General features: G+C 52.2%; 12 protein-coding genes and 1 pseudogene. 12 read left to right on the forward strand and 1 reads right to left on the reverse strand.

Annotated elements, in window-relative coordinates; all coding sequences use genetic code 11:
- Nucleotides 1–88 precede the first annotated feature (88 nt).
- The 8 genes from A1359_RS10220 (at nucleotide 89) to A1359_RS10255 (ending at nucleotide 8082) form a co-directional block, all read left to right on the forward strand.
- A complete protein-coding gene (locus A1359_RS10220) occupies nucleotides 89–805 on the forward strand; it encodes a DUF1826 domain-containing protein (RefSeq protein ID WP_083960583.1) in 717 nt (238 codons plus the stop codon).
- A 58-nt stretch (nucleotides 806–863) separates the two neighbouring features.
- Nucleotides 864–2561, forward strand: coding sequence for a formylmethanofuran dehydrogenase subunit A (locus tag A1359_RS10225; protein ID WP_066981948.1), 1698 nt, complete (start codon nucleotides 864–866; stop codon nucleotides 2559–2561).
- Between the two features lie 14 nt (nucleotides 2562–2575).
- The gene (thrS, locus tag A1359_RS10230) at nucleotides 2576–4360 is read left to right on the forward strand and encodes a threonine--tRNA ligase (RefSeq protein ID WP_066981951.1); all 1785 of its coding nucleotides are present in this window, start codon (nucleotides 2576–2578) and stop codon (nucleotides 4358–4360) included.
- Nucleotides 4357–4770, forward strand: coding sequence for a 6-carboxytetrahydropterin synthase QueD (queD, locus tag A1359_RS10235; protein WP_066981954.1), 414 nt, complete (start codon nucleotides 4357–4359; stop codon nucleotides 4768–4770). Before thrS ends, queD begins: the two co-directional genes overlap by 4 nt.
- Nucleotides 4767–5564, forward strand: coding sequence for a GTP cyclohydrolase FolE2 (gene folE2 / locus A1359_RS10240; protein ID WP_232322177.1), 798 nt, complete (start codon nucleotides 4767–4769; stop codon nucleotides 5562–5564). The genes queD and folE2 overlap by 4 nt, the downstream gene beginning before the upstream one ends.
- Nucleotides 5561–5992 (forward strand): phosphoribosyl-AMP cyclohydrolase, encoded by a 432-nt coding sequence (gene hisI, locus A1359_RS10245; protein WP_066981960.1) that lies wholly within the window; start codon nucleotides 5561–5563, stop codon nucleotides 5990–5992. The genes folE2 and hisI overlap by 4 nt, the downstream gene beginning before the upstream one ends.
- 25 nt (nucleotides 5993–6017) lie before the next feature.
- Complete coding sequence (locus tag A1359_RS10250; RefSeq protein WP_066981962.1) at nucleotides 6018–7013, forward strand: CobW family GTP-binding protein; 996 nt, start codon at nucleotides 6018–6020, stop codon at nucleotides 7011–7013.
- Between the two features lie 88 nt (nucleotides 7014–7101).
- On the forward strand, nucleotides 7102–8082 hold the full coding sequence (locus tag A1359_RS10255) for a CobW family GTP-binding protein (protein WP_066981965.1): 981 nt from the start codon (nucleotides 7102–7104) through the stop codon (nucleotides 8080–8082).
- Between the two features lie 140 nt (nucleotides 8083–8222).
- Here A1359_RS10255 and A1359_RS10260 read toward each other — a convergent pair whose 3' ends face one another.
- Entirely contained in the window at nucleotides 8223–8588 is a 366-nt protein-coding gene (locus A1359_RS10260; protein ID WP_066981968.1) for an Arm DNA-binding domain-containing protein, read from the reverse strand.
- Nucleotides 8589–8640: 52 nt separating this feature from the next.
- Between A1359_RS10260 and A1359_RS10265 the strand changes: the two genes are divergently transcribed.
- From A1359_RS10265 to A1359_RS10275, 4 genes and pseudogenes are all read left to right on the forward strand, one after another.
- The gene (locus A1359_RS10265) at nucleotides 8641–9930 is read left to right on the forward strand and encodes a transposase (protein ID WP_408606540.1); all 1290 of its coding nucleotides are present in this window, start codon (nucleotides 8641–8643) and stop codon (nucleotides 9928–9930) included.
- Nucleotides 9899–10771, forward strand: a pseudogene (locus A1359_RS23160) (DEAD/DEAH box helicase); the annotation flags it as partial. The gene A1359_RS10265 and the pseudogene A1359_RS23160, both read left to right, overlap by 32 nt.
- On the forward strand, nucleotides 10751–11368 hold the full coding sequence (locus tag A1359_RS23165; RefSeq protein ID WP_269747902.1) for a DEAD/DEAH box helicase: 618 nt from the start codon (nucleotides 10751–10753) through the stop codon (nucleotides 11366–11368). The pseudogene A1359_RS23160 and the gene A1359_RS23165, both read left to right, overlap by 21 nt.
- A 10-nt stretch (nucleotides 11369–11378) precedes the next feature.
- Complete coding sequence (locus A1359_RS10275) at nucleotides 11379–12218, forward strand: SWIM zinc finger family protein (RefSeq protein WP_066981973.1); 840 nt, start codon at nucleotides 11379–11381, stop codon at nucleotides 12216–12218.
- Nucleotides 12219–12485 lie beyond the last annotated feature (267 nt).

Below are 12485 nucleotides of genomic sequence, written 5' to 3' on the forward strand. Positions count from 1 at the left end.
TAACTTAATGGCAGTGACGGGCATTGGCTTCATGCAATTCATCGTTTTTTTCGAACAAGCCTTACTGGCTGCCTAAGGAGTTTTTCAAATGTTCGCTCAAGTCCCTTTCCGTCAACCTAGTACATCTACAGTATTACCTGCTGCTAGCTTCCATCCTTTATTGAACAAACCAGTAGCCAGAGCTGTCGTCTCCAAAAACTTTGCCGATTTATCGCGCATTTATGAAGATGGCGTTAATTTGTGCCTGATCGAACGCCGGTTTCCTATAGCCATAGAGCAATTCGTTTATCAGGCATTACAAAACGTCCGCCGAGTCGAAATCAGGCAAACAGTCGCTCCACTGCGTTTCGACTTCGAACAGCTTTGGCCGCAAGCGTCTCACCTGTCTGGCTATCAAGCCTGGATGGAGGATGTATCGCTGCTGGTATCGGCTTTCAGCGAACTGTTCGACTGCCGTGAGGTAGGCATGCGTCTGTATACGCTGGATAAGGCCATGTGCCCGCGTTTTCATGTCGACCGGGTGCCGGCGCGACTGATTTGTAGCTACGGCGGCATTGGCACCGAATGGTTGCCCGAATATGCACTGGAGCGCGCCAAATTAGGTGTGGGCGGTTGTGGTTTGCCGGATACCGATTCAGGTTTGATTACCGACATTACAGCGATTCGGCAAATGCCAGCCTATGCAGTGGGTCTGATGAAAGGCGAAAGCTGGGAAGGCAATGAAGGCCAAGGTTTGGTGCATCGCTCACCGCAGCCGACTGCTTTACAACCACGCCGCTTGTTGTTGACGCTGGATATGTTGTGATTCCCCGGATTTCGCTACGCTGCCTCCGGGCTACCTTAACCCGCTATCGCCACCCAACATGCTGATCAAACTCCAAAACGGCGCGATTTACGTCCCCGCGCAAAACCTGCACGGCGCAATCTGCGACCTGTTCATCCGCGATGGCCTGATCGTCGCCGACCCCGGCCCGGACGCGCATTTTGATGCCGTGTACGACTTGACAGGCAAAGTGGTGATGGCCGGCGCGGTGGACATCCACAGCCACATCGCCGGCGGCAACGTCAACACCGCCCGTTTGCTGTTGCCGGAACAACACCGCAACCACATGGCGCGGCGGTTGAGCCATCCTCACAGCACTGCAAAATGGTCGACCACCGACATTGGCTACCGGTATGCGCAGATGGGTTACACCACTGTGGTCGAACCGGCGATGCTGCCGGTCAACGCGCTGGATGTGCATCTGCAAATGGCTGATATTCCGATTCTGGACACCGCTGCGCTGGCGATACTCGGCAATGATGATTTATTTTTGCGCTTGATGCGGGCCAAGGCCAGTCAGTCGCAAATCAACGATTACGTGGCTTGGACTTTACATGCTACCCGCGCACTGGACTTAAAAGTCATCAATGCCGGTGGTGCCAATGCGTTTAAAAGCAATGTGCGCCAATTCGATTTGGATGACATCGTACCCGACTATGGCGTCAGTTCCCGGCAGATTCTGCAGGCCCTGCAAACTGCCGTCTATCAGCTCGGCGTGCCGCACCCGATACATGTGCATTGCAACAATTTAGGCATTCCTGGCAATGTCGACACCATCGTCGCCACCATGGAGGCCGCGCAAGGCTTGCCGATGCATCTGGCACATGTGCAGTTTTACGCTTACGGCAGCGAAGGGGCAAAAGGCTTTTCCTCAGCGGCAGCCCAGCTCTTGGAAGCCTTCAACCGCCACCCCAACATCACCATGGATGTTGGCCAAGTGTTGTTTGGTCAAACTGTCACCATCTCCGGCGACGTCATCGCCCAATACAGTCGCCATGGCGACGCCAGCCCCAACAAATGGGTGATGTGGGATGCCGAGTGCGAAGGTTCCGGCGGCGTGGTGCCGTATCGCTATCGTGAGGCTAGCTTCGTCAATACCCTGCAATGGGCGATTGGTCTTGAGTTGTTTTTGCTGGCCGAAGCGCCGGAACGACTGTTCTTCACCACCGATCATCCCAACGGCGCACCGTTTACCGCCTATCCGGAATTGATCCGACTGTTGATGGATGCCGATTACCGGCAAGCGTATATGGCTAATTTGAATCAGGAGGCATTGGCCTTGACCCTATTGCCGAACCTAACCCGAGAACTTAACTTGAGCGAAATCGCCACCATGACCCGTTCCGCCGCTGCGCGTTTACTGGGCCTCAACGACCGCGGTCATTTGGTGCCCGGTGCTATCGCCGATATAGCTGTATACGACCCACAAGGATGTGGGAAGTGCGGCAAAACGCCGGGAGCGTTTGCTGCCCGCCCACAAGCCGATTATCGCGCTATGTTCGCCGACGCTGCCATGGTGTTCAAAAACGGCCAATTGGTGGTCAAAGACGGCGACGTCATTGCCCGGCCCGCCGGTAATGCTCAAACCATTCAGCCCCATTTCGACCCGCGCATCGAACGTGATATTCAAAACCACTTCGACCGCTTTTACAGCTTGAAATTAAACAATTTCAAAATCGATGATGTCGCTTTTAACCTCGGCGACAACCAACGCTTCCGCAGCGTCGCAAGCCATTAACCAACCTGTTAACCATGAATTTCCCAGTAGTCAAAACCGCAGATGATCTCGACACCTTACGCCACGATAGTGCGCATCTGCTGGCTCAAGCTGTCAAGGAACTGTATCCTGACACGCAAGTAGCGATTGGTCCTGCTATCGAAAACGGCTTTTATTACGATTTTGCCTTCGTCGAACCGTTATCCGTCGACGCCTTGCAGGTTATCGAACAACGCATGCGCGACATCGTCGAGCGTGCCGACCCTATCACCCGCGAACAATGGAGCCGGGACCAGGCGATTGCCTTTTTCAGCCAGTGCAACGAGCGTTTCAAGCTGGAACTCATCACCCGTATTCCCGATCATGAACCAATCTCCGTCTACCGACAAGGGCAATTTACCGATCTGTGCCGCGGCCCGCACGGTGCGGATACCGGGCAAATTGGACTAGCCTTCAAACTGCTCAAATTGACCGGCGCTTATTGGCAAGGCGATCATAATCAACCCATGCTGCAACGAATTTACGGTACGGTGTGGCCGACGCAAACCGAGCTGGATAGCCATCTCAAGCAGTTGGAGGAAGCGGAATTACGCGACCATCGCCGCTTGGGCAAAGAGATGGACTTGTTTCATTTTCAGGAACAGGCACCGGGATCGGTGTTCTGGCACGCCAATGGCTGGCGCGTGTTTCAGCGTTTGATCGGCTATTTGCGGCAACGGCAGACGGCGGCGGACTATCAGGAAATCAATACGCCGGACGTGATGGACATTGGCCTGTGGCAAGCCTCCGGGCACTGGGAAAAATTCGGCGAACACATGTTTACCACCCAAACCCCGGACGAGCGGGTGTTTGCGCTGAAGCCGATGAACTGTCCCGGCGGCGTGCAGGTATTCAAACAAGGCTTGCGAAGCTATCGGCAATTGCCATTGCGGTTGGCGGAATTCGGCAAGGTGCATCGTTACGAGCCGTCAGGTGCTTTGCATGGCCTGATGCGGGTGCGGTCTTTTACCCAGGACGATGCGCATGTCTTTTGCAGCGAGCAGCAGATTACTCAAGAAAGCCTGGCCATTTGCGAGCTGATTTTAAGCATCTATCGCGACTTCGGCTTTCACGACATTCGTATCAAATTTTCCGACCGCCCACCACAACGGGTGGGTAGCGATGTGGTTTGGGATCAGGCCGAGCAGGCCTTGATTCAAGCCATGCAAACTAGCGGACTGCCGTATACGCATAACCCCGGCGAAGGCGCGTTTTACGGACCGAAACTGGAATTTGTACTGCGCGATGCGATGGGCCGCGACTGGCAATGCGGGACGCTGCAAGTCGATCTCAATCTGCCGGCGCGGTTAGGCGCTTATTACATTGACGCCGACGGTAACAAGCAAACCCCTGTGATGCTGCATCAAGCCTTGTTCGGCTCCCTGGAACGCTTTACCGGCATCTTGCTGGAGCATTATGCAGGTTGGCTGCCGTTTTGGCTGGCTCCGCTACAAGTCGTGGTCGCGCCCATCAACGAACAAACTGAAGCCTATGCGCTGGCTGTCGCCGATCAGTTAAGCGGTGCCGGTTTGACGGTGGAAACCGACTTACGCAATGAAAAAATCGGCTACAAAATCCGCGAACACAGTTTGGCCAAAGTGCCGCTGCTGATCGTAGTCGGCCAGCGAGAGATGCAAGACGGTCAAGCCACACTACGCTGGTTGCACGGCGGACATCAACAAACCTTACCGTTGGCGCAAGCCGTGGCCGAACTAGCCGCGCAAAACCGCTACCCGTCTTCCATACCCACCATTGAATCAGGACACGTTGAAAATCGATGACAAACGCCGAACAAACGCCGCCGAGCTGCGGCCTCTATACCCTTAAAGTTCACGCCCAATTTTGCTCCGCCCACGCCCTGCGCGATTATCCCGGTGATTGCCGCCGCATACATGGGCATAACTGGAAAGTCGAAACCGAAATGACCGCACAGGTACTTGATGACATCGGTATCGCCATCGATTTCAAAGCCATCAAGGCCGTGACCCGACAACTGGCGGATAGTCTGGATCACCAGCTTTTGAACGACATCGAACCCTTCGACCGCATCAACCCCACCGCAGAGAATTTGGCGGCCTGGTTTTACCGCCAACTATCGGCCACCTTGAACAGCACGCATGTCAAAGTTGCTGCCGTCACACTATGGGAAACCGACAACGCTTGCGTCCGGTACAGCGAGGTGGCCGCGTGAACGCCTGTATCATCGAAGACATTCAAGGCCGTGCAGACAGCCGCCGCATTGCCATCGACAAAGTCGGCATCAAGGACATCCTGCATCCGGTACGGGTTAAGGACAAGAGCTGCGGCGAACAACATACCGTTGCCCGCTTTGATATGTACGTGAATCTGCCGCATGATTTTAAGGGCACGCACATGTCGCGCTTCGTCGAAATATTGAATAGCCATGATCGGGAGATCAGCATCGCCTCATTCCCGGTCATGTTGCAAGAAATGCTGTCCCGGCTGGAGGCCGAATCCGGTTATATCGAAATGCGCTTTCCCTACTTTGTCGACAAGGCCGCGCCGGTCAGCGGCGTGCGTAGTCTGCTGGATTATCAGGTCAGCTTCATCGGCGAAATCGACAATACTGGCTGCCGGATCAAAGTCAAAATCGTGGTGCCGGTCACCAGCCTGTGTCCGTGCTCCAAGGAAATTTCAGAGCGTGGTGCCCACAACCAGCGCTCACATGTGACGATTACCGTGTCGGCCAGCGAATTTATCTGGATTGAAGAACTGATTACGTTGGTGGAAGCCGAAGCCTCGTCACCGATTTATGGGCTGCTGAAACGCCCGGATGAAAAATACGTCACCGAATATGCTTATGACCACCCCAAGTTCGTCGAGGACATGGTGCGCGATGTGGCTGCTATGCTGGACGCTGAAATACGCATTACAGCCTATATGGTGGAGTCGGAAAACTTTGAATCCATACACAACCACTCCGCTTATGCGCGGATCGAGCGGATTAAGCCGCAACCGGCATGATAACGCGTACAGAAAATCTTCCTATTGGTGCCAGTTTGCCCTGGTCTGAAATACTGGAAAGTCTGCCGTTCAATAAGGATGGGTTGTTGCCTGCTATCGCCCAGCAAGTCGATAGCGGCGAGGTGTTGATGCTGGCCTGGATGAACCGCGAGGCTATTCTGGAAACCCTGAGCACCGGCCGGGTCTGTTACTGGTCGCGTTCTCGGCAGCGGCTATGGCGAAAAGGCGAGACCTCCGGCCATCATCAATATCTTAAAGAACTGCGTATCGATTGCGACGGCGATACCCTGCTGCTACTGGTCGACCAGCATGGCCCCGCCTGCCATACCCGACGTCCTAACTGTTTTTACAACGCCGTGCGCGGCGATCGGATCGTGGTGATCAGCGCATCACAGCCGAATAGTGAATCGCTGTCTAATCGACGCTAACCCCTATTTCTTTTGGAGATTCAAAATGAACACACGCCCGAAACTCAACTACCCGGTACCGGTCACCATTTTGACCGGCTTTCTCGGTGCTGGTAAAACCACCTTACTGAACCGCATTCTGACCGAACACCACGGCCGCCGTATCGCCGTGATCGAAAACGAATTCGGTGAAACCGGCATCGACAACGAACTGCTGGTGCAGGCCGACGAGAAAATCGTTACCATGAACAACGGTTGCATTTGCTGTACGGTGCGCGGCGACCTGGTGCGCATCCTGGGAGAATTGTCCGACCGCCGCGAAAATGGGGACATTCACTTCGAACGGGTCATCATCGAAACCACCGGCTTAGCTGACCCGGCGCCGGTGGCGCAAACCTTTTTCATCGAGCAGGACATTGCTGAAAACTATAAGCTGGATGCCATCGTCACCGTGGTCGATGCGGTGCATGCCCATCAACAACTGCAAGAACACCACGAAGCGCAGGAGCAAGTCGGTTTTGCCGACCGCATCCTATTGTCGAAAACCGATTTGCAGGAAGCTGAAGTGGTCGCCGATCTGGAAACGCGCCTGCGAGCCATGAATCCCAGGGCGCCGATCAAACGCGTTCATTTCGGAGAAACCGAGTTGTTCGACATACTGGACATCGACGGCTTCAACCTGGACGATATACTGAAAATCGAACCGGACTTTTTGCAGGACGTCAGCCACGAGCATGAAGACGACATCAGCTCTTTCGTGTTCCGTACTGACCGGGAACTGGATGCTGCGCGCATACTGGCTTTTCTGGACATCATGGTCCGCGACTTTGGTAACGACCTGTTGCGTTACAAAGGTATTCTAAACATCGCCGGTTGCGACAAAAAAGTCATATATCAAGGCGTACATATGCTGATGACCGAAAGCTTCGGTAATCCTTGGCAAGACGGCGAAGCCAAGGCGTCTAATTTGGTGTTCATCGGCCGCAATTTACCCAAGCAGGATATGCTGGAGGCCTTGGAGTCATGCCAAGTGGCGGCTTGATGGTAGCTGTCATTGCGAATGTCGCTAAAAACCCATTTAGAGTCCTGAGTAGTTTGAAAGCTGTTAGCAAATTTTTGTGCCTCGTATCATGAGTGAATTAGCCAAAATCCCCGTTATCGTTGTCACCGGTTTTCTCGGTAGCGGCAAGACCACGCTGTTAAACCGCATGTTGGCGGACGGGGTGAAGACGGCGCTGGTGATCAACGAGTTCGGCGCTACCCCGATCGATCAGACATTGCTCTTAAATCAGGATATTCCGATGACGGTACTTTCGGGCGGTTGTTTGTGTTGCCAGATCAAAGGTGCGTTGGCGCCGACTTTGAAGAATTTGTGGATGGCTTGGAATAAGGCTGAAACCAAACCTTTCGAGCGCGTCATCATCGAAACCAGCGGCGTTGCCAGTCCGGAACCCATTTTGGATACGCTGCTGCGCGAACCCTGGCTGTCCAAACGCTACCGTTTGCAACAAATCGTCGCCACGCTGGCGATTCCGTCAGCCATTGCCCAACTGGAGCGCCACGCCGAAGCTCGTGCGCAAATGGCCTGGGCCGACCTGTTGCTACTGACTCACGCCGATCTGGCCGATGCTACACAACACGCGGAACTGATTGATTACTTAAAGCTTCAGGCGCCGGCAACGCCAACGCTGACGGCAACACATGATCTGTTTGATGCCTGCACGTTGCAAAGCAAGACGCCACCGTCTTTCCGGCGCATTCCCAGCGGCCAAGCTTTGCCGGAACATGGCTTTCATAGCGTATCACTTTATCTGGAACACTCGCCAAGTTGGCCGAAATTACAAGACACTTTGCAAACCTTGTTGATAAACCATGCCGATGACTTGGTTCGAATCAAGGGGGTTGTTTATTTTCCTGAGTGTACTGAGCCGTTTGCGGTGCATGCGGTCGCCGGTCATTTGTATCCACCTGTGCCCTTGCCGGAACGTCCGAATCAGGATAGTCGCAGTCGCCTGGTATTGATCACGGTTTCGAACCCGGAACACTTGGCCAATGAATTATTAATCCACTTGAGTGCAGAACGCAGCCAAAATCCGATACGGCTACATTGAGAACTAAATTGGCAATTGGGGGGGGAAGTTGGTCATCTGTTGGTTGATTACCTATATTAGGAAAAATGTCGCGTTCTAGGCGACTATAGAGCCTACCCTTATATTGAATCAGCCATTTGTTGCATCTTCTTGTTGTACCACTATTCAGCAACGTATTTGAAAGAGTCTATAGGTAGCTGACCACTAAGTTTCCTAGCCGCCGCTAGCTTTAATGCACTTTCTTGTTCTTTAGTGGCTTTTCTATCATTAGAAGGATCAACACCACTAGCAACTAGCTTTTTTAGTTCAAATGTTTTTTTTCTTGCATCTGCAAGACTTGTTACTGGATAAGTGCCAAGTGATAAGGTTTTACGCTTACTGTTGATACAGTAATCAACTCTCCACCATCTTGAATCATTAGGCTTAATCAATAGGTACAAGCCGTTACCATCAAAAAGACGTACATCTTTAGAAGCTGGCTTGGTAGCAGCAATTCCCAATTTAAAACCTTGATAAAATAAAGGCATATCCAATCCTCAACTCAAGACAGCATAACCCGATTAACAAATGGACTTATCAATCATTAACCAGATACGTAGCGCATTCGAAAACCTCCCGGATTACCGCAAACCCGGCAACAACCTAAAATACGCGGTCGAAGATGCCGCGCTTAGCGCTTTTGCGGTCTTCTTCACGCAAAGCCCGTCTTTTCTGGACTATCAGCAACGGATGCAAAAGCTTCATAATCGGAACAACGCGCAATCTATTTTTGGTGTCCATCAAATTCCTTCGACCAGCCAGATCGGTAACCTGCTTGATCCGATTGCACCAGAAACACTCTTCCCAGTATTAGCCGAGATGGGCGACAGGCTTTACACACAGGGTTACCTGGAGCCGTTTATCAGCATTGGCGATACCTTATTAGTGGCATTGGATGGTACTGATTCCTTCAGCTCGGAAAAGATTTCCTGTCCGTGCTGTACCCAGCAAACGCTAAAAAACGGCCCGACCTTATACCGTCACACCCTCGTGACACCGGTGATTGTCGCGCCCGGACAAAGCCGCGTGCTGCCTTTGCCACCGGAATTTGTTCGCGTTCAAGACGGCGTAGACAAACAGGATTGCGAACTGGCGGCAGCCAAGCGCTGGCTCACCACGTGGGGCGCTCATTACGCCCCTCGAGGCATCACCGTGCTGGGCGATGATTTGTATTGTCACCAGCCGTTTTGTGAGGCGGTGCGTGCGCAGCACATGGATTTTTTGTTGGTCTGCAAACCCGACTCCCATGCTTTACTGTACGAATGGGTGACCGATTTTGAACGTACCGGTGAGGTTCAAACGATAGAGAAAAGCCGATGGAACGGCAAACAACGCATGACCGAACGCTACCGTTATCTCAACCAAGTCCCACTCCGCAACAGCGACGATGCGCTGATGGTGAATTGGTGCGAAGTGACGATCCTCAATGCCAAACAACAAGTGGTTTACCGTAATGCCTGGGCCTCTTCACACACCCTCGACGAACACAATGTTGTCGAGATAGTCGCCGCGGGCCGCGCCCGCTGGAAAATAGAGAATGAAAACAACAATGTCCTCAAGAACCACGGATATCACTTCGAGCATAACTTTGCCCACGGCAAGCAGCATTTGTCCAATTTTCTAGCCACCCTCAACTTATTGGCTTTCCTCGCCCATACTTCGCTCGAATGGCTAGATGAGGCTTACCACGCCGTCCAGACTGCGGCCCCCTCTAGGCGGACTTTCTTCGAAAACTTGCGGACGTTGCTTCAGTTTATCCCTTTTGATCATTGGCAGCATCTGATGCAATTTATGCTGTATGGTGAAAATTTATTACCCAGGAAAACGTAAAGTTTTAAATTGGGAATTGCTGGTGGCGTGGCTGGCTTTCCTGGACTCGCTGGACTTATGTGGATGTCTGGCTGATGACATGGGGCTGGGCAAAACTATTCAGGTCATCGCCCGCTTGCTGCATGAACAGAGCCAGGCGGATCGCCAGCCACCAACACTGCTGATAGCGCCAACCTCGGTGTTGGGTAATTGGCAAAAGGAAATTGAACGCTTTGCACCACAGTTGCAAACCCTGATTCACCATGGCGCCAACCGCTGTAAAGATGTCAAACTGTTCAGCGAAGACGTGCTGGAGAAAGATGTGATTATCGTCTCTTACAGTCTGGCCCTGCGCGATGTTCCGCTGTTATCGGCACTGCGCTGACATCGCATTGTGCTGGACGAAGCCCAGAACATCAAGAACCCGGAGGCCATGCAAACCAAAGCCATCCTCAAACTGGACGCCCGTTTCAGATTGGCGCTCACCGGTACTCCGGTGGAAAACCGTCTGCTGGATTTATGGTCAATTTTCAACTTCCTCAATCCCGGTTACCTGGGTAAACAAGCCGGGTTCCGTAAACACTTTGAAACACCGATCCAGCGTGATCGCGACCCGGCTAAATCGGCACAGCTGAAACGACTGGTTGAGCCTTTCATATTACGCAGGGTTAAAACCGATCCTGCCATCATCAAAGATTTGCCGGACAAGGTGGAAAATAAACAATATTGCAACCTGAGTCGCGAACAGGCTTCGCTGTATGAAGCTGTGGTGCAGGATGTGGAAACACAGCTACAGGAAAGCGAGGGTATTCAACGCCAGGGCTTGATGCTATCTACATTGATGAAGCTCAAGCAGATTTGCAATCATCCTGCGCAATTCCTGCAAGACAACAGTCCGTTCGACGCCAGCCGCTCCCACAAGCTGGAGCGCTTGTCAGACATGCTGACGGAAATGTTGAGCGAAGGTGAAAGCGCCTTGGTGTTCACGCAGTTTACCGAGATTGGTTCACAATTAGAACGCTATATAAAAACGCATTTAAATTGCCAAACCTATTATTTGCATGGTGGTACGTCCCGCACCAAGCTCGAACAGATGATCAACCGTTTCCAGGATGCCGATTCGCCGCCAGCCGTGTTCGTGCTGTCGCTGAAAGCGGGTGGCGTCGGCATTACCCTGACGCGCGCCAACCACGTGTTTCATTTTGATCGCTGGTGGAATCCAGCCGTGGAAGATCAAGCGACCGACCGGGCCTTCCGTATTGGTCAAACCCGCAATGTCTTCGTGCATAAATTTCTCACCTTGGGTACCCTGGAAGAACGCATCGATCAAATGATAGAAGAGAAAAAACAGGTGGCAGGCGCCATCGTCGGTAGCGACGAATCCTGGCTGACACAACTCGATAATGAGGCTTTCAGGCAACTGATTGCCTTGAATCGAACTGCGATATTCGACGATTAAGGGGGCAATCATGCAAGCCATACGCACTTGGTGGGGACAACGATTTATGCAAGCGCTTGAACGTTTCACGGACTCAGCCCGTCTTGTCCGCGGGCGGAGTTATGCTAACAGCAACCGCATCAAATCCTGGACACTGAAAGATGGCGAGATTTCCGCACAGATACGCGGCAATACAAACCCCTATTACGGCGTATACAAGGAGCCCACTTACCAGACGGCGATTTCTCTGAAAGCCATCAGTAACGACGACTGGGAATTGCTGATCCGCCAACTCGGCAGCCGAGCGTCATTTGTATCCCGTTTACTGTTGAACGAGATGCCGGATACTATCGAAACGCCGTTTGAAGCACTCGATCTGCATTTATTGCCGCACAGCGCAAAAGATTTCAAAACGCGATGTTCCTGCCCAGATTATGAAAATCCATGCAAGCATGTTGCCGGGCTCAGTTATTTTCTAGCCTCACAACTGGATCAAGACCCTTTCTTGCTGTTTGAATTACGCGGATTGTCACAGCAGAATCTGTTAAAAAAGCTAAAGCAAACCCCTTTAGGTAAGGCATTGGCCGAAGTGCGAGAGCAGGAACAGGCAGCGGCCTTTATGCCCGTTGAATCGTATTTCACCCGGCCACTTGCTCTCGATCACCCGACTGCTTGCGACCCAAACTTGACGGTCGCGTTTCTCCAAACCGGCCCGTCAGCCAAATCCAGATTCTGCGAACTGGAAGGCTACAAAGCAGCCGTTAGTGACCTCACACAATTGGCCACTTTCCCGCCACTGATTACCCCAAAAATTATGGAAATTGAATATCTGTTATCTTCACAAAACCTGACACCGACTTTGTACCCTTAATAAAGAATTGTGTTTTATGCAATACACAAATTAATTCGATAAATTATAAGTTTTTAAGCTGGGGATGATTTTGGTAAGGAACGACGAGTTTGAGAATAGTTATCCTGATTGAGGCTGTAAGCCCTAACCCCTAACCCCTTTAAACGCCATAATCGGACTTTTGATTTAGTTTTGTCTAACTTGTGATTTTTTAAAAACCTATCCGCAGACTTTTCAATACTTCTGCCACTTCGGGTTTTGCGGCCGCCGTGGGTGGGAATATAGCGC

The sequence above is a fragment of the Methylomonas lenta genome (assembly GCF_001644015.1).
Lineage (GTDB): Bacteria > Pseudomonadota > Gammaproteobacteria > Methylococcales > Methylomonadaceae > Methylomonas > Methylomonas lenta.